We start from the raw sequence: 22,228 nt of genomic DNA, 5'->3' as shown, positions 1-22,228 counted from the left end.
CTTTTCCTATCTTTGGGAATATGAATTTAGAACAGCAAATAGAAAAAATATCCAGTTTTGAGCACTTGGAACTTTTGGCTAACCAAATTGTCGAAGGATTTATTTCGGGTATGCACAAATCACCTTTTCATGGATTTTCAGCAGAGTTTGCCGAACATAAAATCTACAATCCAGGAGAAAGTACAAAACATATCGATTGGAAGTTGTTCGCCAAAACCGATAGATTATATACCAAGCGTTACGAAGATGAAACCAATTTACGTTGCCATTTGATTTTAGATAATTCATCTTCGATGCATTATCCTAAATTGAAGGATAATCAGCCATTTTATGAGAGTAAAATAGGATTTTCGGTATTGGCTTCTGCGGTTTTAATGAATTTACTTAAAAAGCAGCGTGACGCTGTTGGTTTGAGTGTTTATTCGGATACTTACGAATATTATTCGCCAGAAAAAGGAAGCGACCGTCATCATCGCATGATTTTGAACAAGCTGGAAGGTATTTTAGAAAATAATAATCAAACCAAAAAAACAGATACAGTCACTTTTTTACATCAAATCGCCGAAAATATTCACCGACGTTCTATGGTGATTTTGTTTACCGATATGTTTCAAAACGAAGATAACGACAAAATCTTCAAAGCACTTCAACATCTAAAACACAACAAACATAAAGTGGTAGTTTTTCATGTCTATGATAAAAAAACCGAATTAAATTTCAGTTTTGACAACACGCCAAGAAAATTTATCGATGTAGAAACAGGAGAAGAGATTAATTTATTTGCCGAAAACACACAAGAATCGTATCAAAAAAAGGTAGAAGAATTTTTCAAAACAGTTGAAACAACCTGTATGCAGTACCAAATTAAGTATGTTCCGGTTTCTGTTGATGAAAAATTCGAAAAAATTATGACTACGTATTTGGTTGAAAAACAAAAGTTTGGCTAAAAGGGATAAAAAAAGTTTAATATTTTTATAAAAAATATTTGCAGGAATGAAAAAGCGTAGTATATTTGCACTCGCAATCAAGCACTGGTTTGGTAGTTCAGTTGGTTAGAATACATGCCTGTCACGCATGGGGTCGCGGGTTCGAGTCCCGTCCAGACCGCCAGTAAAGAGGAAGCCTTTCGTAAAAGAAAGGCTTTTTTGCCCTCTTAAAATATTTAAAATAGTTGTGTTGTTTAGGTACGAAAGTACCAAAAGGTTTAGTAGTTAGACCAATGGAAAGCTTTGCATTTATGCAGAGCTTTTTTGATTTTTATACTTTTGGGAATCATTTTAGTATGTTTTTAAGTAGCTTTGTGAAGCTCAGAATAATTGAAATTGCAAGGTTTAATATTTTTAATAAAGTATGATGAATTTTTTGAAATGTCTTGTATTTATTTTGTTGGTTAATTCAAATTGCTATTCCCAAAATATTTCGGATTCATTAAAAATATATTTTTATGAAAATGAAATATTAATTAATAAGGTTAGATTGATAGCTTTTAATAAAAATACGGATTCAATAAAAATATTAGATTTAGAAGGAGATATTATTTTTAAACAAAATTTGGACACTAAAAATAATATTTATTTTCTTGAAGCTGGACGTCATTTAATTAGTTTCCCTGAAATTGACTACTTAGATAAGGTCAATTATTTTGATATAAATTATTATTCAAAAAAAGGAAAAAATAAAGTGATTAAGTTATATGGTGAGGATATTTATATATCTGGAAAAGAAAATTATTATTTCGATTTTGGATTAGGAGAAATACTATTAATTTCCATGGATAAGAGTAAGATAAGAAAAAACAAAAGACTAGTTAAAAGAGCTCAAGCTCTTAATTAAAAAATTATCAAAACCAAACTTCACTATTCTGCCAAACCACAACAAAGAATACTCCTAAGAAAAGCAAACTCACTAAGAACTTAATAAACGTTCCCGCTAAGAAACCTAAGAACGAACCAGTAGCAGCTTTAAAAGCACGCTTTCCTTCGTTTGAGTTGTAAATAAGTTCGCCTATTAAAGCACCTAAGAACGGTCCAATCAAAAATCCAAACGGAGGAAAGAATAAGCCAACAACCAAACCTATATTCGTTCCCCAAATTCCGTATTTACTTCCGCCAAAATACTTTGTCCCTTTTGCAGGAATCACATAATCTAAAATGCCAATTACAACCGCAATTACTAAAGTAATACCCAGCAACCAATAATTGGTTTCCATTCCAGGACAAAAATAAAGCAATAAAATCCCAACCCAACTAATAGGTGGTCCCGGTAAAGCAGGAAGTAAACTGCCAATAATTCCAACTATCATTAAAAGTAAACCCAGAATCAGTAAAAAGTATTCCATAAGATTTTAGTTATTGTCTAACAAATTTATAACTTTGTTTCATACTTTTTTAATTATTTGATTCTATGAGATTTGTTTTTTTACTTTTTATTTCTTTTCTGTTTGTTAATCTAGCGGTTGCTCAAGACAAAAACATGTCAACCCAAGATCGTTTAAAAGAATTGGCAAGAATTAAAAAAGAGTCTGACGAACAAAAAAAGAAAGAATGGGATGCTTATTTGGTTCGTGTTGAGGAGAGTAAAATTGCCAAACAACAAAAAAAGCAAGCTGATTCTATTGAGAAATCTAAAGTTACAACTACAGTTGTTAAAGATGATTTAGGTTTTACAAAATGTACTTCTCAAGAATTACCTTACTATAAAGTAAAAAATCTGACTACAGGACTTGAAGAACAAGTGTCATTTAATGATTACATAAGAAAGCATATTTATAAAAAGTTTAGATATCCCGAATTTGCAATGGATCACGAAATACAAGGAAGAGTTTTAGTGTATTTTATTATTGATAAAGAAGGAAATCCGCAAATTAATGATGCTGTTGGTCCAAAAAATGGTCTAATTTTAGAAGAAGAGGCAGCTCGAATTATTAAATCGTTACCAACAGCCATTCCTGCTAATTGTGATGGAAAACCGATTAATATTTCCTATGCGATTCCTATAATGTTTCAGATGGAAGAATAATATGAAAAAGATAATTCAACTGCTTTTTTTGCTTTTAGCTATTCAATCTTGCCAGTACTTCGAAAAACAAGTTCCTGATGAGCAAGAATTGTTAGAACAAGAATTGAAAAAAATCAATTGGGATGAAGTGGATGAATTTCCATCGGTTTTGCAATGTGATACGATAAAAGATGCGGAAATAAAAAGGCAATGTTTCTTCGATTATATGGCGCAAACCATACAAGAACGAATAGGAATTGATACTTTGCGTTTTGAATATCCAGAAATTGACACTATCAACGTGAAAATTACCGTAAATCCCGATTCGAGTTTACAATTCGAAACCCAATATCCAAACGATAGCATCGCTTTAGCAGACAAAACAAAAATCGATAGCATTCTAACTTCAAGATTATCCGATTTTCCAAAGGTAGAACCGGCGATTAAAAGAGGCGTGAAAGTAAAAACGCAATTTGTACTTCCAGTGATTATAAAAATGGAGAAATAAGCAAGGGCAAAATCAAGTACAAGTTCAAGTAGGGAACACAGATTTAAGGAATTACATTAATTTTTAAAATCTTAAATGAACTTAATTCGCAAAAAATATCCATTTCAAAAAACTTACATGACTTATATGTTAAAATAGTTCGTGCTAATTCGTGAAATTCGTATTTAAAATTATTTCTTGAAATTTCTTCCTTTCCAAGAGTATTTCCCAAACAAAGAATACACCGCCACCGAAACACTAAAAAACGGATACAACAAACTACTCGCGAACACATATTGTAATTTCGATTCGAAGAAATTAGCGGTTTTGTAAATCAAGATAAAATCAATTAGAAATTTTAAAGCAACAAAAAGCATAAAAATGTTTTGGTCCAATAAACCTACCAACCAAAGTAGAAAACTCACTATCCAAGCCAAATTCCCGCCAAAAACCACAAGCGCTAACAGCTTTCCATAAACTGAAGAATAACCCGTGCTTTTCGAAGCCCAGCGCACCCGTTGCTGAAACAATTCAGACCAAGTTGCAACTGGTTTTGTGGCAACAATACTTTCTTTAGCCAATAAAAACCCAACTTTCTTCGGAGCAAATGAAACGGCTTTTTGAAGTAGAAAAACATCGTCACCACTGGCAATGGTTTCATTTCCTTGAAAACCGTTTAATTCCTTGAAGAATGATTTTGAATAGGCAAAATTAGCGCCATTACACATAAAAGGTTGGTTGATTCCAAAACTTCCAATCGTAGCACCTTGTAAACTCAAGAAATCTAAATTCTGAAAGGCGGATAAAAAACCATTTTTTGGAACATAACAAACGCCAGAAGCTACCATTTCAACTTCATTTTTCTGAATATATTGATCATAAATCGTCAACCAATCTTTCTGAACCAAACAATCGGCATCAGTAGTAATAATCCAATCGTGTTTAGCTATTTGAATCGCGGTTTCAATCGCATCTTTTTTAGGTGAATTTGATTTACGAACATTCTTTATCATTTGAATTCTAAATTCTAAATTCTGAATTCTAAATTCGTCATCAGAATCATCATCCACTAAAATCACTTCCACTAATTCCTTCGGATAATTCAATAGCGCAATCGAATGCAATAAATTCGGAAGATTCTCTTTTTCATTTCGAAATGGAACTACAATGGTAAAAGATGTTTTTGGAGTGAATTTTGTTTTCGAAAAACGTCTCATTCGATTAAATCCATAAATCAGTTGCCCGATGAATAGGATGTAAATTAGAAAAACGGTTCCGAGAATTAATTCCAACATACGAATAATCTATTTTGAAGTATTCAACTTAAATCGCATTACGTAATAACTTCCAATTACTACGGGTAAAACTACGTTTAAAAACCACATCAAGGTACTAATGAATATCACAATCCATTCGTTAACTCCGTATTTTCCAAAGAAAAACATAGCTACACTTCCTTTTACTGCAAAATCTAAAAATTGGAAACTTGGTAACGAAGAAGCTAAAAAGTAAACAGCAGCAATTGAACTAATCAAAGTCAGATAAGGTAAATCTACATCAAAAACTAAAAACAAAACATAATATTGATGCGAAAAAACCAAGTAACGACAAACGCCAAGCAAAATATTTTTTCGGTGAATCTTTTTTGGGATTTCGTTTATTTTATGAAGTAATTTTTGAATCGAATACCCTTTTATGGTGATGTTTTTTGAAAGAATAGAAGCAAAAAATAATACAATTGCAATTCCAATAATCGCTAAAGCCCATTTCCAATATCCAATTAAAATTAATCCAATTGTTCCGAAAATAATGGTCAAAATCATTTGGATTCCGTTGCAAATCAAGTTTAAAAACACCACTTTTTTAGTTTGTTCTTTTTTGAAAAACATCGCTTTTCCAGCATATTCTCCTAAACCATTTGGTGTAAAAATACCAGCTGTTAAGGCGCCTAAAACTTGTTTACTTGCCTCTCCAACCGAAATTGGTTTGATAAAAGCAACCAAATTCTGCCATTTTAAAATTTCGAAATAGCGATTCGCAACACTAAACAATAAAATGAAAATGATGGTCAAAACGGAAGTTTTTTCTAAAACTAAAGTTTGGAATTTACTCCATTCTAATTTCGAATTTCCAGCAATTTGGTCGTAAATAAAATAAAACGCACCAATTACAATCAAAAGTTTGATGGTAAAAACAAGGAATTGCTTAGCTTTGTGAGGAATTGTAATCATTGGTACAAAGAAACGAAACTTTACACTAAAATTGGCAAACGAACGCATCATATTAGGAATTGACCCAGGAACGACGATTATGGGTTTTGGATTAATCAAAGTAGTCAACAAGAAAATGGAATTTCTGCAGTTGAACGAACTTATTTTGTCCAAATACGATAACCATTATCAGAAATTAAAAGTCATTTTTGAACGTACCATAGAATTAATCGACACGCATAATCCAGATGAAATTGCTATTGAAGCACCTTTCTTTGGGAAAAACGTGCAATCGATGCTGAAATTAGGAAGAGCGCAAGGCGTTGCCATGGCAGCCGGACTTTCAAGAGATATTCCCATTACAGAATACGAACCTAAAAAAATTAAAATGGCCATCACCGGTAACGGAAACGCCAGTAAAGAACAAGTAGCTAAAATGCTCCAACAATTATTAGGGTTGAAAGAATTACCAAAAAACCTCGATTCTACCGATGGTTTGGCAGCTGCAGTTTGTCATTTTTTCAATTCTGGAAAAGTGGTTGGTGAAAAAAGTTATTCGGGTTGGGATGCTTTTGTGAAGAATAATGAAGATAGAGTAAAAAAATAATTGTAAAAAATATATTATAAATATTAAATTATTTTAAATTTGGATATCAACTAAAATTTATATCAAATGAAATTTTTTAATTTTTTTTTATTCTTGGCAATAATGCCAATGTTTTTTTCGTGTTCATCAGATGAAAGTTCTTCTAGTTCAGTTCCTGAAGGTTTTACTTTAATTATTGATGGCGAAACTATAAACGTAACGTCTGTTCAAGCTTACAGATTTGACAATTGGATGGAAGTTGCAGGCTATGGTTCAAATGGAAAATCTATTGACTTTAAATTTAGTACAGCAGGAAGTTTATATGATGCTTTTGTTTTTTCAATAGATTCTGAGAATCCTTTTGGTCCAAAATCAACTTTTGAATATTATAATGAAAATACGTTCAATTTTGATTTAGTGAGTTACGATGCAAATACAAGACGTGTGTCAGTTAATTTCAGCGGAAAAGTGTATGATAATGAATATGATCATACTTCTGATTTTTCAACTGTATCAGGTTCTTTTAATGTTGAATTTACTAATCAAGATACATTACTGGCAGGATTTGGAACAACAGCCAAAATAAATGGGAACGATTGGGATGGAATGAGTTTTGATACATCTGATGATAATACTGTTACTGAATTACACGTTTTAAGTAGTGGGAAATATTTCTTTGATATTGTTTATGAATCAGGAAACCCTATTGTAGGGAATTATTCATTTTCAAATAATACTGCTATTAGAGGAATTCGCTTTTATGAATATGATGTAAATACTCATGAAATAATAAACTATAATGTGTCTGGATCAGTAAATTTTACAGAATGTACAAATTATTATGTAAAAGGAACTTTTAGTTTAACTGCTACGCATCCTACTTCAGGTGCTATTATTAACGTTACACAGGGAGTTTTTAAAGAATCATATTAATCTTTAACCTATTTTTAAAAATAACAAAAGCCAGGATTTTTCACTGGCTTTTGTTATTAATATTTAATCTTCATATTGGTATCTAAATGTACCATTTGTCACAGTCTTGTTAACTACAGGAACTGGATTTTCTACATTATCAGAAGCTGTAAATTGAAATGTACCTTTAACAATTTTTGAAGAAGTATTTACTTCTGTAATTGTTATAGTTCCTCCAATTGTTTCTTCCATTTCTTCATTGCTATTATCAATTAAGTCAATGAAATGAGATGGTTGTGTGTCATAAGTTTCTGATCTAAAACCATAAGTTCCTACAGCCATATCGGTTCTTTTTAACCAAATATTAATTTCAGGATTTCCTAATAAACCTCCTTGTCTTCCTTGTAACATTACAAAGTCTTCTAATGGAAAATAATCCCATATATTTGTAGATGAATAAAGATTTGTTCCATAAGGGTTGTTTGCTTCAAATGTTACACCATTAATTTCAGCGGTCATTGCAAACTGGTTATTGTTGTTGCTATCACTATCGTCTGAGGAACAGGCAAATAGAATAAATGGTAGAGAAAACAATAAGAATTTAAGTTTTTTCATTTTAAAAATTTTAATTAAACAAATCTATATTAAAAATATTACAACAACAAACAAATGTCAGGAATCTATATCCATATCCCTTTTTGCAAACAGGCTTGTCATTATTGTGATTTTCATTTTTCTACTTCATTGAAGAAGAAGGATGAAATGGTTTTGGCATTAGCGAAAGAAATTCAAATGCGTAAAAGTGAATTTCAAAATGAGATTGTAGAAACGATTTATTTTGGTGGTGGAACACCTTCAATATTGCAGATTGCAGATTTGAAATTTTTGATTGATGAAGTATATAGAAACTATAAAGTAGTCGAAAATCCAGAAATTACTGTAGAAGCCAATCCAGATGATTTAACAGAGAAGCGAATAATTGAACTATCAAAAAATAAAGTCAACCGTTTATCAATCGGAATTCAATCGTTTTTTGAAGACGATTTGAAGTTGATGAATCGCGCGCACAATTTAGAAGAAGCTAAAAAATGTTTAGAAATTGCCACTCAATATTTCGATAACATTTCTATTGATTTAATTTACGGAGTTCCAGAAATGTCCAATGAAAAATGGTTGCAAAACATTGAAACTGCTTTGTCTTTTGGTGTGCCACATATTTCGAGTTACGCCTTAACGGTTGAACCCAAAACCGCTTTGCATTCGTTCATCCAAAAAGGAATTATTCCACAACCAGATGATGAAGTCGCACAAGAGCATTTTCAAATTTTAGTCGATAAACTTTCAGAAAACGGTTTCATTCATTATGAATTATCGAATTTTGGAAAAGAAAAATATTTTTCCAAAAACAATTCGAGTTATTGGTTAGGCAAAAAATACATCGGAATTGGTCCGTCGGCACATAGTTATGATGGGAAAAATCGTGGTTGGAATGTGTCAAATAATTCACTTTATATCAAATCTATTCAAGAAAATAAATTACCAATTGAAATCGAAACCTTAACCAAAACCGACCGCTATAACGAATATATCATGACGGGCTTGAGAACGATTTGGGGAGTTTCCTTACATAGAATCGAACAAGAATTTGGGAAAACCTATTTGGATTATTTGAACCAACAAGCAGCAAAATTCATAGAAGACCATTTGTTGTTTGTGGATGATAATATCCTAAGAACTACAAAAAAAGGTAAATTTCTTTCCGACGGAATTGCTAGTGATCTGTTTTTACTGAATTTATAAAATTTAATCAGTTTGAAATAAACTTATCGTTAAATTGATTATTCCTGTTAAAACGGCACTTTTAAAATCACAAAGCCCACTAGGGTTGAACGAATCAATTTTGTTGTTAAACAACATGTTTTCAGGAATTAACACAGAATTTTTATATTCAAAATTACCTTTGTAAACCGAAAAATTATCGTTTAACATTGTTGTTCGATTAAATATTGAAAAATCGTTATTTGTATATAAATTTAATTGATTAAAAAAAATACGCTGCTTATTGTTGTTTAAGTCAACTTTAATTGCAGCTAAAGGAGTTGTCAGTTGAATAGTATCCTTTTGAATTTGTGAAAACAAACTAAAATGGAATATTAGGAATAGAATAATAAAATATTTCTTCATTTTGATTATCTTTAAAATCTGAACAGTCTCGTAAATTTAATCATTTATTGTTTTGAAAACAACAATCCTATATAATAATTCTACATACCAAATCGACTTATCAAAGCCCGTTGATATTTCCATTCCATTAACTAACAACGAACAAAATCCAATTGCGTGGTATCAAAATGCACCTGAAATTGATCCTGTAACTATGGGTGATTGGATTGGTAAAGTTTCAGAAGGGAAATCATCTACGAATTTCAATAATATTTTCTTCAATCCACATGCGCATGGTACTCATACAGAATGTTTAGGACATATTACACGCGATTTTTATTCCATAAATCAATGTTTGAAACAGTTTTTCTTTACTGCAGAATTGATTTCAGTGGAACCAAAAAAGGTTGGAGAAGATTTAGTTATTACAAAAGAACATATCTCGACTGCGCTCGATAAGACAAATAACGATTCAATTGAAGCTATTATCATCAGAACATTACCAAATCCAGAAAGTAAAAAACATTTGAATTATTCCAATACAAATCCGCCTTACTTGGAAGAAGCAGCTGCGATTTTTATTAGAGAAAAAGGCATTCAACATTTATTAATCGATTTACCAAGTGTCGACAAAGAACATGATGAAGGGAAATTACTAGCACACAAAGCATTTTGGAATGTAAAAGATGTAAAAGATGTCAACGAAGACGCACGATTTAGTTGTACAATTACCGAAATGATTTACGTCAACAAAGATGTTCAAGACGGAAGTTATATGCTAAATTTACAATTCGCTTCGTTTGAAAATGATGCTTCTCCATCTAAACCAGTTTTGTATAAAATTGAAAAGTAATTAACAAAATGGACATTCAACAACTCTACGAATTCTGTCAATCTAAAAAAGGCGTCACCGAACATTTTCCATTTGATGAAGATACTTTGGTGTTTAAAGTAGGAGGAAAAATGTTTTGCTTAACATCATTATCCGAATGGGAAAAAGGAACACCATCGTTAAATTTAAAATGTGATCCAGAACGTGCTTTGGAACTTCGATCGGAATATGAAGCTATTGAGCCAGGATATCACATGAGTAAAATACATTGGAATACGGTTCGTTTTCATGGCGATGTTTCCGATAAAATGATGTGCGATTTGATTAATCATTCCTACGAACTTGTTTTCAAAAGTTTAACGAAAAAAGTCCAACAAGAAATTCAAGAATTAGAAAATTAGGCATTACTTTTGTAATGATAATTAAGCCGTAAAAGTAAATTTGTAAGTGGAAAAGTTTCTTTATCTTGAAAAAATATCTTTAAAAAGTTTAATACTTGGAAATTTACTTTGGATTTCAGGATTGTTTCTATTGCTTTTTTTTAATGTGACTTTTGGACCTGCTTTCGTTTTAGTTTGGATAGCTTTGATAATTGGAGGTTTTGTAATATTATCTAACAACGGAATAGAGTTAGATTTAAAAAATAATCAATATAGAAATGTTTTTTCGATCTTAGGTTTGAATATAGGTCATTGGAAGAATTTCCCTAAAATGGAGTCCATTTCTGTGTTCAGAAGTAATATTTCAACTAAAGTTGGAGGAATTGGAATGAGTTCAACAGCTTCTGCAAGAATTTCAGAAAAGGCAATCTTGATAAATTTATTTCCTGAAAATGGTAAACCTACAACTCTTTATTTTACTAAAGATGAAAAAGTAGCATTAGAGATAAGTGAGAAACTTAAAATGAAATACGAAGTTGAAATAATAAATAAGCTTTAATCTAAATTATTTTAACAATTTTAAAATTAAAAAAATGATAGACAACTTAAAAAAAATATTAAACGAAGATCAAGATCCAAAAGCTATTGAGAAAATCACGGCTAAATTGGAGAATCTTTTAATGTCGAACGAAGAAGTAGGCTACATTGCCGTTCAGAAAAAACCAGCGGTAACAATTTTTCCAGACAGCATTGTGGTGACAAACAAACGCATCATTTTGTGTAAGCCTAAAAATTTAGGATTATCAATGGAATTCATTGATTACGATTGGGATGATATCGCAGGTTCGTTTGTAAAAGAAGGTATTTTAGGAGCAGATTTCACCTTTACAACTAATTCAGATTTAACACACACAGTTGATTATTTACCAAAAAATCAAGCGAGAAAATTATACACTTACGCTAAAGAGCAGTTGGATTTATTGAAAAATCCAAAAGCAGCAACTCCAATTGTAGAAGAAGTTAAAGCAGAAGCTCCAATTGAATCGCCAGTTCAAGAAGAAGTTATTGAGGAAATTCAAGCGGAAGAAGTAACTCATTTTGCAGAGTTAATGCCTACACCAAATGACGTTATTCGTGATACGGAAGTAGAAGCTCCTATTTCGGAGGAAAAAGGGTTAGCGCATTTAACACAAGACGAATTGTTTGCCAAACTTCAGAATTATAAAAAATTATTAGACAACGGATTAATCCTTCAAGGAGAATATGACCGATTAAAATCGGAGATTTTAAAATATCTATAATAAAATAGTAATACAACTTTAAGCCTGAAATTCACGTTTCAGGCTTTTTTGTTTGTGTAACTTTTGTAACAGATAATGTTTTGATTATGAGGTAACTTTACACTATAAAATTAGAACATGATGACAACAACAGTAGTTATAGGAGGAAGTTTCGCAGGAATGACTGCAGCCCTAGAGATAAAGAGAAAAGGTAAAGACCAACATAAAGTAATATTAATTGATAAATCACCTTTGTTTTTGTTTATTCCATCATTAATTTGGGTGCCTTTTGGAAGAAGAGAGATCAAAGATATTTCATTCAGAAAAGATACTATTTTAGCTAAAAAAGGTGTTGATTTTGTTAATGCAGAAGCGTTAAAAGTAGATGTAAAAAATCAAGTAGTAACAACAGATAAAGGTGATTATAAATACGATCATTTAGTAGTAGCAACGGGTCCAAAAGTAAAATACGATGTAGCACCAGGTGTTGCTGAACATACCCATTATATTGGAACGCCAAACGGAGCAATGAAAGCAAGAAAAGCTTTGGAAGAATTCAAGAAAAATCCGGGTCCAATTGTAATCGGAGCTACGCAAAATGCTGGTTGTATGGGTGCAGCTTATGAGTTTTTATTCAATGTAGAAAAATGGCTTCGCGAGCAAAATATTCGCAAAAAAGTAGATTTATATTGGATTACGCCTGAAGATTATTTGGGACATTTTGGAATAGATGGAATGCCAATGGGTGAAACTATGCTAAAATCGTTCATGAGTATGTTTAATATTCATTATAAAACACAAGTTGGAGTAGAAGAAGTTACCGAAGATAAAATCAAATTGACTAATGGTGAAGAATTACCATTCAAATTCTCTATGTTAATGCCTCCGTTTATTGGAGTTGAATTTGTGACGAATTCTCCTGAATTACACGCAACACCAACAGGCTATATTCCAGTTAAAGACAGTTACCAACACATAGATTATCCAAATGTTTGGGCTGCTGGAATAGCGGTTAATGTTCCGCTACCATTTACTCCTGGAAAAGTACCATTTGCATCTCCAAAAACAGGTTATCCAAGTGATGAAACCGGAAAAATCGTAGCCGAAAACATCATCAGAGTAACAGAAGGTAAAGCCAAACTTAAAGAAAAAGCTTGGGGCAGAATTCCTGGATTATGTGTAATGGATGCCGGTAAAAAAGAAGTATTGTTATTATCAACAAGTCTTTTCAAACCAAGAACTTTTGCCATCATGATTCCGAATGTAATTTATGATTTCAATAAAGTAATTTTAGAAAAATATTTCCTTTGGAAAAGTAGAAATGGATATTCTTATTTACCATAAAATTTAACTAAAAACCCGATAACTAATTATCGGGTTTCTTTTTTACATTGACTTCTTCTGCTTTTCCACAAATCCGTCAGCTTGGAGTTTTAATAATTCCAATGCACTTTTCTTTTTGTAGTTGTACAGTTCTTTATCTTCTTTGATATCGGCATAGACTTTATCGTAAATCTCAGCATCGGTTTTCTTTTGTAATTCGCTTTGGTAACGATTTTGAGCTAGCATATTTTTGATGCCCATTTCGTTGTCTTCCTGTTTGAAATCGTATTCGCTTTTTGGCGATAATAATTTGGCAATAATGGGCGAAGTTTCAATCGCTAAAAACAATAGCATAATGAAAAAAGATGGTAAGAAAGGCAATTTATTCAAAGCATTTATTCGAGCCATTAAACCGTCGAAACCTTCAATAATAGGTTGGGTTTCGGTTACTTTTTTATCTAAATCGGTTTGTAATGTTTTGGATTTGGCTTCTAAATCGGTAATTTTTGCTTGGTTTGCAGCTTTTAAAGTGGCTAGGTCTTGTAGTGCTGTATCGTGTTTTTCACGTTTTTCTTTATAAACCGGACCTTTTCCTAACTTTTTAGTTCCAGCGGTTCCTTCAGCTTCGGTGATGTAAACCGAATACAAATCATTTACTTCTTTTTCTTTTTTAAGAATATCCGATTTCAAACTATCAATTTGGGCTTTGTTTTTGTCTAAATCCGATTGAAAATAATTGGCTACTTGTTTTTTGTTGGCCAACATCATTTCATTTTTTTCTTTCAATAAAACCGTATTGATCTCTTTCTCAAAGATTTTAATTTCTAAAGGTTTTGAAATTACGATAGCAATAATAATCGCTAAAGCAATTCGTGGTGTTGCCTGAATGAATTCGTCTAAAAAGCTATCTCTTTTTTTAATAGTAGAAACAATAAATCGATCCAAATTAAAAATAAGCAAACCCCAAACTAAACCGAAAGCTATGGCAATAAATGCATTATCGAAAACGGTAAAAAGCGCATAAGCACTAGCAATAAAAGCCATTACGGCGGTGAAGAAAACAGTAGCTCCAATTCCGGCATATTTGTTTTGCTCGCCATTAGAACAGCCATTAATTATGTCGGAATCTACGCCCGAGCATAACATAAAAAAACGTTTTAACATGATGATTGATTTTGATTGATGATGATTAGTACAAATTTAACGCCAAAAGTTTCAAGTTGTTGCTAATTTGTTGAAAAATAGTTGGTAAAAGAAAAACCCTCACATTGCTGCAAGGGTTTTAATATGTTTTAAGTGACTATTTACTAATCACTTTTCACTATTTACTAAATATTAGTATCTGTAATATTCTGGTTTGAATGGACCTTGTACTTCTACACCAATATATTCTGCTTGGTCTGGACGTAACGTTTCTAATTCAACTCCTAATTTAGCTAAGTGTAACATCGCTACTTTTTCATCTAAATGTTTTGGTAACATATAAACGTCATTGTTATAAGCAGCACTGTTGTTCCATAATTCAATTTGAGCTAACGTTTGGTTAGTAAATGAATTACTCATTACAAAACTTGGGTGACCTGTAGCACAACCTAAGTTCACTAAACGACCTTCAGCTAAAATGATAATGTCATTTCCATTGATTGTATATTTATCAACTTGTGGTTTAATTTCGATTTTAGATGCACCATGGTTTTTGTTTAACCAAGCCATATCAATTTCGTTATCGAAGTGTCCAATGTTACAAACGATAGTTTTATCTTTCATTTGCTCAAAGTGAGAACCTAAAACGATGTCTTTATTTCCAGTTGTAGTAATAATAATATCAGCAGTTTTGATAACTGTATCTAATTTTTTAACTTCAAAACCGTCCATAGCTGCTTGTAACGCACAAATTGGATCAATTTCAGTAACTGTTACAATAGAACCAGCACCACGGAAAGAAGCCGCAGTTCCTTTTCCAACATCACCGTAACCACAAACAACTACTCTTTTTCCAGCTAGCATAATATCTGTAGCTCTTCTTACTGCATCAACAGCTGATTCTTTACAACCGTATTTGTTGTCAAATTTAGATTTAGTAACTGAATCATTTACGTTAATTGCAGGCATTGGTAAAGTTCCAGCTTTTACTCTTTCGTATAAACGGTGAACTCCAGTTGTAGTTTCTTCCGATAAACCTTTGATTCCAGCAACTAATTCTGGGTAACGGTCAATAACCATATTAGTTAAATCTCCACCATCATCTAAAATCATGTTCAATGGTTTTCTGTCTTCACCAAAGAATAAAGTTTGCTCAATACACCAATCGAAATCTTCTTCATTTAACCCTTTCCAAGCATACACTTGAATTCCAGCAGCAGCAATAGCAGCAGCAGCCTGATCTTGAGTTGAGAAAATGTTACAAGAAGACCAAGTAACTTCTGCACCTAAAGCAATTAAAGTTTCAATTAAAACAGCAGTTTGAATTGTCATGTGAAGACATCCAGCAATTCTAGCTCCTTTTAAAGGTTGAGTTGCTCCGTATTCTGCTCTTAATGCCATTAAACCTGGCATTTCTGCTTCAGCTAATTCAATCTCTTTTCTTCCCCAAGCTGCAAGTGAAATATCTTTCACTTTATAAGCTACATAAGGTAATGTTTGTGTACTCATCTATTATGTATATTTGTATATTCTAAAATTAGAGTGCAAAATTACAAAATAACTTTTTATTTTTTCAAAGATTTCTATTAATTTGTGAATTGTTTAATTTTCTAACGATTTGAAAAACAACAAAATATAAATGCCGCTACATAAAATTATACATATCAACGAAAATACTACTGCGTACTTCTGGCACATTACAGAAGACGTAACTTCTTTATTTAGAGCGGTTTCGTTACGTGATACTTCGCTTTTTCGTTTAGAAGGGATGAAATCTGAAGAACATCAAAGAGGATTTTTAGCTGTTCGAATGTTACTACAACATTTGGGTTATACCGATTATGATTTAACTTATGATGAAGCTGGAAAACCTCATTTAAGCGATGGCAAACATATCTCTATTTCGCATTCTCATGAATTTTCGTGTATTTGTATAAGCACAGAATTAATGGGAATAGATATTGAAAAACTAAAAGAAAAAACACTTAAAATAGCGCCAAGGTTTTTAGAGATAAAACATTTGGAAAATCTTTCTACTCCAGATAAAATTGCAAAAGCAACAGTCATTTGGGGAGTAAAAGAGTCTATTTTTAAAATTAAAAATGAAGTTGGAATTAGTTTTCCAGAACATATTTTTGAAGATGAATTTAATTTAATTGATGGGAAATGTTCAGCTATTTTGCAATTTAATAACCAAATAGAAAAGTTCAAGATTCATTTTTATAACGTAGAAGCATATATCTTTGTGTGTGCTTTCCCAAAAAAATAAAATGCAAAATCTATATTCAAATATACTTCTAGCCAAAAAGAATCGTCAGAAGCTATTAGCTGTTTTAATTGATCCTGAAAAGGTTTCAATTGAACAAGCGGTGGTGTTGGGTGAGAAAATTAAAAAATCGCCTGCCACACATATTTTTGTGGGTGGAAGTACTTTCAATGGAACGCATTTAGACGAATTGATTTCCGTTATTAAAACAACTACTCAATTACCAGTATTAATTTTTCCAGGCCATCCTTCGCAAATTTCAAATGAAGCCGATGGGATTTTATTTTTGAGTTTGCTTTCAGGCAGAAATCCAGAATATTTAATTGAACATCATATAAATTCAGTAGATATATTGGCGAAATCCAATTTGGAAATTATCCCAACAGGTTATTTGTTAATCGATGGAGGAAAAGAAACGGCTGTGCAACGTGTAAGTCAAACCCAGCCTATTGAACAAAACAATATCGAATTGGCCTATAAAACGGCAAAAGCAGGCGAATTTCTTGGGAAAAAGTTGATTTATTTAGAAGCGGGAAGCGGCGCAAACCAACACGTTTCGTTAGAAATGATTCGCTATGTCGCTCAAAATATCGAGATTCCATTGATTGTTGGTGGAGGCATTCGTTTCATGAAAACGATTCAAGAAGTGTATAATGCTGGAGCTGATTTGGTTGTGATTGGAACCGCTTTTGAAAATGATAGTAATTTCTTTTCATTATGATAGAGTTACTTTTTTCTCAATATAAAGACTATTCTAATCTTTTTATTTTTCTTGAATTAACAGCTGTTTTGTTTGGAATTGTTAGTGTTTTATTTGCTAGAAAGAATAATATTTTAGTGTATCCAACAGGGTTAGTTAGCACACTGATTTTTGTATATATTTTGTTGGAATGGAAATTGTTTGGTGATTTTATCATCAATATTTACTATTCCATAATGAGTGTTTTAGGTTGGTATTTATGGACAAGAAAGAAAAACGGAGCAGATGAATTTCCAATATCAATTATGAATGGAAAAGATTATTTCATTTCGAGCCTAATTTTTACAATAACCTTACTATTTGTTGCATTTGTTTACCAATTTTTTGATAAATTTACAGATTGGACAGCTTATGTAGACACACTTACAACTGCTTTGTTTTTTGTAGGAATGTGGCTCATGGCCAAACGAAAGATTGAGAACTGGATTATTTGGATTGTAGCCGATATTATTTCGGTGCCTTTGTATTATTATAAAGGATTGACATTCTCCAGTATGCAGTTTTTATTATTTACAATTATTGCTATTTTAGGCTATTTAGAATGGAAAAGACTTTTACAGAAGCAGATATAAAATTTATTAACGAAAGAGGAAATTCTCTAGAAAAAGTGCAACAACAGCTGGATTTTTTCATCAAAGGAATTCCAAAGATAAATCTAGTGAAGTCGGCCACTATTGGCGATGGAATTTGGCGTTTTTCTGAAGAAGAAATTCTTCCGTTGGTATCTTATTTCGATAAACACAAAAATCAATATACGATTGAAAAATTCGTTCCTGCTTCAGGAGCTGCAACTCGTATGTTTAAGTTTTTGAATGAATTTTTGAATGAATTTGATGCTGATAATGATACCATAAATAGTTACATCAATAAAAAGAACGCAAAAGATGTTTCTATTTTTATTTTTGGATTAAAAAATTTCCCTTTTTACAGAGAGTTAAAAGAAAAAACAATTGACTTGTTTCCTAATTATTATTCTTTGTCAAATGATAAGCGATACTATATTTTAATTAAAACTTTATTGAGTGAAGAAGGATTGCATTTTTCCCATAAACCAAAAGGAATTTTACCTTTTCATGTAAAGGGCAACAAGATTGTTACACCAATTGAAGAGAATATTTTTGAGGCCGATTTCTTTAAAAATGAGAATGATAAAACTAAAATTCATTTCACCATTACAAAAGAATTTCAAGCTGATTTTGAGAAAATAACCAATCAGTTTTCAGATTGCGAAATCAATTTTTCTTATCAAGATCAATCTTCGGATACTTTAGCGGTTAATGAAGATAATACGCCTTTTCGTGTAGAAGATGATAAATTATTTTTCAGACCTGGCGGACATGGCGCTTTAATTGAGAATTTGAATGCGCTTCAATCGGATTTGATTTACATTAAAAATATCGATAATGTTTCGCAAAATCATACATCGGTTATTGCGACTTACAAAAAAGTTTTAGGCGGTGTTTTAATCCGCATACAATATCAAATATTCGATTATTTAAAAAAGCTTTCCGAAGGAAACGTAACAGAAGCCGAAATCGCTGAAATAAGAGATTTTGCTGAAAACAAAACGGCTTTTCCATTACCAGAAGAATTTAATTTTTTCCAAACGGCTTACAAAATTGAATATTTAATTAAAGTTTTAAATCGTCCAATTCGTGTTTGTGGAATGGTTAAAAATGAAGGCGAACCGGGTGGCGGACCATTTTGGGTGCAAGATGATAAAGGAAGATTAACGCTTCAAATTGTAGAATCATCACAAATAGATTTAAACAATAAAATTCAAAAAAGAATTGCTAAAGAAGCCACCCATTTTAATCCAGTTGATATTGTTTGTGGTGTGAAAAATTTTAAAGGTGAGAAGTTTGATTTAAATCAATTTATAGATCAAAATGCTGCTTTTATTACTGAAAAAACAAAAAACGGAAAACCAATTAAAGCCTTTGAACTTCCGGGTTTATGGAATGGTGCTATGGCAAAATGGACCACTATTTTTGTTGAGGTTCCGTTAGAAACGTTCAATCCAGTGAAAACCGTAAATGATTTACTAAAATCGTCACACCAACCCGATAATGGATAAATCAATTATTGCATCAGAATTTTCATTTAAAGCAGTTAGAAGTAGCGGAGCTGGAGGACAAAATGTAAATAAAGTGTCTTCTAAAGTTGTATTGAATTTCGATTTAGTCAATTCTAAAGGTTTAACAGAAGAAGAAAAAATGTTATTGCAAACTAAAATTGCAACTAAACTTACTCAAGATGGAATTTTAATTTTAACTAGCGAAGAAGACAGAAGTCAGCTAAAGAACAAAGAAAAAGTCATTAAGAAATGTTTTAAGTTACTTGAAAATGCTTCGGTTGTTCCAAAAGAACGAAAAGAAACTAAAATTCCAAGAAGCGTAAAAGAAAAACGACTTAATGCTAAAAAAGTAATGAGTACTTTAAAGCAAAACAGAAAAAAACCAAATTTTTAAAGGTTAAACTTGGAACTTTAAACTAAAGAGTTCTATCTTTGCCTTGTCTCAAAGGGGTGCTCTAAATAACGAGCTGAGATCATACCCATAGAACCTAGAACAGATAATGCTGTTTAGGGAAATGACAAAAATAAATGTGCACGTTTATTCGCGTCGAAGAGTATCAAATTTAATTTTTAACCAAGGAATAATTGCCCCTTTTATTCGTATTTATTTTACGAATGAAAACTTTATTCAAAAAAAATGGCTTAGTGCCAAAAACAAAAAGTCGCTATTTTAGTTGCCTTTTACCTTTTGCCTTTTACCTTTTGCCTTTTATTTCTTTTTCGCAAGAAACTAAGAAAGACACCACGAAAGTTACCGAACTTAAAGAAGTTACGGTTTCGTCTGTTAGAGCAAAAGACAAAAATCCTATTACGTTTACTAATGTTTCCAAGGAAGAAATTGCGCCAAGAAATTTAGGGCAAGACATTCCTGTTTTGTTGCAATATTTACCTTCTGTAGTTAGTACAACTGATGCTGGAAATGGAGTAGGTTATACTTCTATGCGTGTTCGTGGATCTGATGGTTCTCGAATTAACGTTACTCTAAACGGAATCCCTTTTAACGATAGTGAAAGTCAAGGAACTTTCTTTGTGAATTTACCCGATTTTGCTTCGTCATTAGAAAGTGTTCAGTTGCAAAGAGGAGTTGGAACTTCAACTAACGGGGCTGGAGCTTTTGGTGCAAGTTTAAATATGGCAACCAAATCCTATCAAGAAAAAGCATATGCCGAAATTTCAAATTCTTTCGGAAGTTTTAATACAAGAAAACATACCTTATCTTTTGGTACAGGTTTGCATAATAATTTTGAAATGAATGGAAGAATTTCCAATATTGCTTCGGATGGATTTATCGATAGAGCAACATCAAATATGATTGGGTATTTTTTTAATATTAATTATGTTAAAGAGACAACTTTAGTAAAATTAATGGCATTTGGAGGAAAAGAAAAAACCTATCAAGCGTGGTACGGAACAGAAGATTTAGATGGAAGTAGAACGTTCAATCCTGCGGGGATGTATTTCGATGAATTCGGAAATATGCAATTCTACGACAATGAAACCGATAATTATTGGCAAAATCATTTTCAATTGCACTGGACAGAAAAGTGGTCTGAAAATTGGATTTCAAATGCTGCATTGCATTACACTATTGGGAAAGGTTACTTTGAACAGTACAAAGAAGATGAAGATTTAACCGATTATAATTTGCCTGATTTTAATGGAAATTCAATTTCTGATTTAGTTAGAAAAAGATGGTTAGATAATGATTTCTTCGGAGCAACCTTTTCCTTAAATTACAGAAACGAGAAAACCGATTTATTATTTGGTGGTGCGGCCAATCGCTATTTAGGATTGCATTACGGAGAAGTAGTTTGGACGCAGAATTATATTCCAAATCCAAATAGATATTACGATGATTATGGAAATAAAGATGATGTGAATTTCTACACGAAAGCATCCTATAACGTAACAAGTAAATTAAATTTATTTACCGATTTACAATACAGAATGGTGTTTTACGATGCCACAAGTGTAAAATTTGATGATGTAAATGATACATTTAGATTCTTTAATCCAAAAGCAGGTCTGAATTACCAATTAAATACTAAAAATTCATTCTATGGTTATTTTGGAATTGCAAACAAAGAACCAAGACGCGATGATTACGAAAGTGGTGCTATAAAGCCAGAACGTTTATTTGATTATGAATTAGGTTGGAAATACAATACACAAAAAGTAAAATTATACGCAAATGCATTTTATATGCGCTATAACGATCAATTGGTTTTGACAGGCGATTTGAATGATGTTGGTGCTCCAATTTTTACAAATAGCGGAAAAAGTTATCGATTAGGTTTAGAAGTAGAATCAACAATTGCTTTAACAGATAAGTTAATTTTAAATCCGAATTTCACATTAAGTCAGAATAAGAATGAGGATTTTTATTATGAAATTAATGGAGTAGTTCAGAATTTAGGAAATACTAATATCGCATATTCGTCTAATTTTATTTTTGGAAATAGATTTTCTTATTTACCGGTTAAAGGATTGCAATTGTCAGTATTATCAAAATTTGTTGGAGATCAATATATGGGAAATATCGATTCAGATGTTTCGAAATTGGATAGCTATTTCATTAATGATTTTAATGCTTCATACGATTGGCAAATTAATAAAGGAATAAAATCGATTGTTTTTTCGGCGTTAGTAAATAATATTTTCGATGTAGAATACGAATCTAACGGTTATTTCTACACCTATGATGATGACTCTTCAGGAGATATAATTACTTATGGAGGAGCAGGATTTTACCCACAAGCGGGAATTAATTTCCTTCTTGGAATAAGTTTAAAATTTTAGTTAGATTAAGTTA

The 22,228-nt window shown here is 31.7% G+C and carries 25 protein-coding genes and 1 tRNA gene; 19 read left to right on the top strand and 7 right to left on the bottom strand.

Annotated features, from left to right (window positions below; all coding sequences use genetic code 11):
* Positions 1-20 precede the first annotated feature (20 nt).
* The 3 genes from C8D80_RS06395 to C8D80_RS06385 all read left to right on the top strand — a co-directional run bounded on the left by C8D80_RS06395 (position 21) and on the right by C8D80_RS06385 (position 1,833).
* On the top strand, positions 21-947 hold the full coding sequence (locus C8D80_RS06395; protein ID WP_133608537.1) for a DUF58 domain-containing protein: 927 nt from the start codon (positions 21-23) through the stop codon (positions 945-947).
* 86 nt (positions 948-1,033) lie between these two features.
* Positions 1,034-1,110: transfer RNA gene (locus C8D80_RS06390), tRNA-Asp, on the top strand.
* A gap of 243 nt (positions 1,111-1,353) precedes the next feature.
* Positions 1,354-1,833 (top strand): hypothetical protein, encoded by a 480-nt coding sequence (locus C8D80_RS06385; RefSeq protein WP_144728176.1) that lies wholly within the window; start codon positions 1,354-1,356, stop codon positions 1,831-1,833.
* A 7-nt stretch (positions 1,834-1,840) separates the two neighbouring features.
* Here C8D80_RS06385 and C8D80_RS06380 read toward each other — a convergent pair whose 3' ends face one another.
* On the bottom strand, positions 1,841-2,338 hold the full coding sequence (locus tag C8D80_RS06380; RefSeq protein ID WP_162845043.1) for a DUF456 domain-containing protein: 498 nt from the start codon (positions 2,336-2,338) through the stop codon (positions 1,841-1,843).
* 134 nt (positions 2,339-2,472) lie between these two features.
* On the opposite strand from C8D80_RS06380, the gene C8D80_RS06375 reads away from it, so the two are divergent.
* Together C8D80_RS06375 and C8D80_RS06370 are read left to right on the top strand one after the other, a co-directional pair.
* Positions 2,473-3,018, top strand: a complete 546-nt coding sequence (locus C8D80_RS06375; RefSeq protein WP_158633789.1) for an energy transducer TonB — start codon at positions 2,473-2,475, stop codon at positions 3,016-3,018.
* 1 nt (position 3,019) lies between these two features.
* Positions 3,020-3,505, top strand: coding sequence for a hypothetical protein (locus tag C8D80_RS06370; RefSeq protein ID WP_162845042.1), 486 nt, complete (start codon positions 3,020-3,022; stop codon positions 3,503-3,505).
* A 170-nt stretch (positions 3,506-3,675) separates the two neighbouring features.
* On the opposite strand, the gene C8D80_RS06365 is transcribed toward C8D80_RS06370, so the two are convergent.
* On the bottom strand, positions 3,676-4,779 hold the full coding sequence (locus C8D80_RS06365) for a glycosyltransferase family 2 protein (protein WP_133608531.1): 1,104 nt from the start codon (positions 4,777-4,779) through the stop codon (positions 3,676-3,678).
* Positions 4,780-4,788: 9 nt separating this feature from the next.
* Entirely contained in the window at positions 4,789-5,715 is a 927-nt protein-coding gene (locus C8D80_RS06360) for a hypothetical protein (protein WP_162845057.1), read from the bottom strand.
* 31 nt (positions 5,716-5,746) lie between these two features.
* On the opposite strand from C8D80_RS06360, the gene ruvC reads away from it, so the two are divergent.
* Both ruvC and C8D80_RS06350 read left to right on the top strand, forming a co-directional pair.
* The gene (ruvC, locus tag C8D80_RS06355; RefSeq protein WP_133608526.1) at positions 5,747-6,301 is read left to right on the top strand and encodes a crossover junction endodeoxyribonuclease RuvC; all 555 of its coding nucleotides are present in this window, start codon (positions 5,747-5,749) and stop codon (positions 6,299-6,301) included.
* 66 nt (positions 6,302-6,367) lie between these two features.
* Positions 6,368-7,213 carry a hypothetical protein gene (locus C8D80_RS06350; protein WP_133608524.1) on the top strand — a complete coding sequence of 282 codons (846 nt, stop codon included), beginning with the start codon at positions 6,368-6,370 and terminating at the stop codon, positions 7,211-7,213.
* Between the two features lie 63 nt (positions 7,214-7,276).
* Here C8D80_RS06350 and C8D80_RS06345 read toward each other — a convergent pair whose 3' ends face one another.
* Positions 7,277-7,807 carry a hypothetical protein gene (locus C8D80_RS06345; protein ID WP_133608522.1) on the bottom strand — a complete coding sequence of 177 codons (531 nt, stop codon included), beginning with the start codon at positions 7,805-7,807 and terminating at the stop codon, positions 7,277-7,279.
* 54 nt (positions 7,808-7,861) lie between these two features.
* On the opposite strand from C8D80_RS06345, the gene hemW reads away from it, so the two are divergent.
* On the top strand, positions 7,862-8,992 hold the full coding sequence (gene hemW / locus C8D80_RS06340) for a radical SAM family heme chaperone HemW (RefSeq protein WP_133608520.1): 1,131 nt from the start codon (positions 7,862-7,864) through the stop codon (positions 8,990-8,992).
* Positions 8,993-8,995: 3 nt separating this feature from the next.
* Here hemW and C8D80_RS06335 read toward each other — a convergent pair whose 3' ends face one another.
* Positions 8,996-9,376, bottom strand: a complete 381-nt coding sequence (locus C8D80_RS06335; protein WP_133608518.1) for a hypothetical protein — start codon at positions 9,374-9,376, stop codon at positions 8,996-8,998.
* Between the two features lie 52 nt (positions 9,377-9,428).
* On the opposite strand from C8D80_RS06335, the gene C8D80_RS06330 reads away from it, so the two are divergent.
* The 5 genes from C8D80_RS06330 to C8D80_RS06310 all read left to right on the top strand — a co-directional run bounded on the left by C8D80_RS06330 (position 9,429) and on the right by C8D80_RS06310 (position 13,191).
* Positions 9,429-10,208, top strand: coding sequence for a cyclase family protein (locus tag C8D80_RS06330; RefSeq protein ID WP_162845041.1), 780 nt, complete (start codon positions 9,429-9,431; stop codon positions 10,206-10,208).
* Between the two features lie 8 nt (positions 10,209-10,216).
* On the top strand, positions 10,217-10,588 hold the full coding sequence (locus tag C8D80_RS06325; RefSeq protein ID WP_133608516.1) for an MmcQ/YjbR family DNA-binding protein: 372 nt from the start codon (positions 10,217-10,219) through the stop codon (positions 10,586-10,588).
* A 46-nt stretch (positions 10,589-10,634) separates the two neighbouring features.
* Positions 10,635-11,126 (top strand): hypothetical protein, encoded by a 492-nt coding sequence (locus C8D80_RS06320; protein WP_133608514.1) that lies wholly within the window; start codon positions 10,635-10,637, stop codon positions 11,124-11,126.
* A gap of 34 nt (positions 11,127-11,160) precedes the next feature.
* Complete coding sequence (locus tag C8D80_RS06315; protein ID WP_133608512.1) at positions 11,161-11,868, top strand: PH domain-containing protein; 708 nt, start codon at positions 11,161-11,163, stop codon at positions 11,866-11,868.
* A 120-nt stretch (positions 11,869-11,988) separates the two neighbouring features.
* Positions 11,989-13,191 (top strand): NAD(P)/FAD-dependent oxidoreductase, encoded by a 1,203-nt coding sequence (locus tag C8D80_RS06310; protein WP_133608510.1) that lies wholly within the window; start codon positions 11,989-11,991, stop codon positions 13,189-13,191.
* 42 nt (positions 13,192-13,233) lie between these two features.
* On the opposite strand, the gene C8D80_RS06305 is transcribed toward C8D80_RS06310, so the two are convergent.
* Both C8D80_RS06305 and ahcY read right to left on the bottom strand, forming a co-directional pair.
* Entirely contained in the window at positions 13,234-14,334 is a 1,101-nt protein-coding gene (locus C8D80_RS06305; RefSeq protein ID WP_133608508.1) for a DUF4407 domain-containing protein, read from the bottom strand.
* A gap of 171 nt (positions 14,335-14,505) precedes the next feature.
* Positions 14,506-15,822: an adenosylhomocysteinase gene (ahcY, locus tag C8D80_RS06300; protein WP_133608506.1), complete on the bottom strand. Its 1,317-nt coding sequence runs from the start codon at positions 15,820-15,822 to the stop codon at positions 14,506-14,508.
* A 130-nt stretch (positions 15,823-15,952) separates the two neighbouring features.
* Here ahcY and C8D80_RS06295 point away from each other — a divergent pair, with 130 nt between their 5' ends.
* From C8D80_RS06295 to C8D80_RS06270, 6 genes are all read left to right on the top strand, one after another.
* A complete protein-coding gene (locus C8D80_RS06295) occupies positions 15,953-16,582 on the top strand; it encodes a 4'-phosphopantetheinyl transferase family protein (RefSeq protein WP_133608504.1) in 630 nt (209 codons plus the stop codon).
* Position 16,583: 1 nt separating this feature from the next.
* Entirely contained in the window at positions 16,584-17,300 is a 717-nt protein-coding gene (locus C8D80_RS06290; protein ID WP_133608502.1) for a phosphoglycerol geranylgeranyltransferase, read from the top strand.
* Positions 17,297-17,911, top strand: a complete 615-nt coding sequence (gene pnuC / locus C8D80_RS06285; RefSeq protein ID WP_133608500.1) for a nicotinamide riboside transporter PnuC — start codon at positions 17,297-17,299, stop codon at positions 17,909-17,911. Before C8D80_RS06290 ends, pnuC begins: the two co-directional genes overlap by 4 nt.
* Positions 17,881-19,416: a DUF4301 family protein gene (locus tag C8D80_RS06280; protein WP_133608498.1), complete on the top strand. Its 1,536-nt coding sequence runs from the start codon at positions 17,881-17,883 to the stop codon at positions 19,414-19,416. Before pnuC ends, C8D80_RS06280 begins: the two co-directional genes overlap by 31 nt.
* Positions 19,409-19,810: an alternative ribosome rescue aminoacyl-tRNA hydrolase ArfB gene (arfB, locus tag C8D80_RS06275; protein WP_133608496.1), complete on the top strand. Its 402-nt coding sequence runs from the start codon at positions 19,409-19,411 to the stop codon at positions 19,808-19,810. The genes C8D80_RS06280 and arfB overlap by 8 nt, the downstream gene beginning before the upstream one ends.
* 221 nt (positions 19,811-20,031) lie before the next feature.
* Complete coding sequence (locus tag C8D80_RS06270) at positions 20,032-22,215, top strand: TonB-dependent receptor (RefSeq protein WP_133608494.1); 2,184 nt, start codon at positions 20,032-20,034, stop codon at positions 22,213-22,215.
* Positions 22,216-22,228 lie beyond the last annotated feature (13 nt).

Origin of the sequence: Flavobacterium cheniae (genome assembly GCF_004363695.1) — a bacterium.
GTDB classification, from domain to species: Bacteria; Bacteroidota; Bacteroidia; order Flavobacteriales; family Flavobacteriaceae; genus Flavobacterium; species Flavobacterium cheniae.
This window is presented reverse-complemented; position numbering and strand designations above follow the sequence as displayed.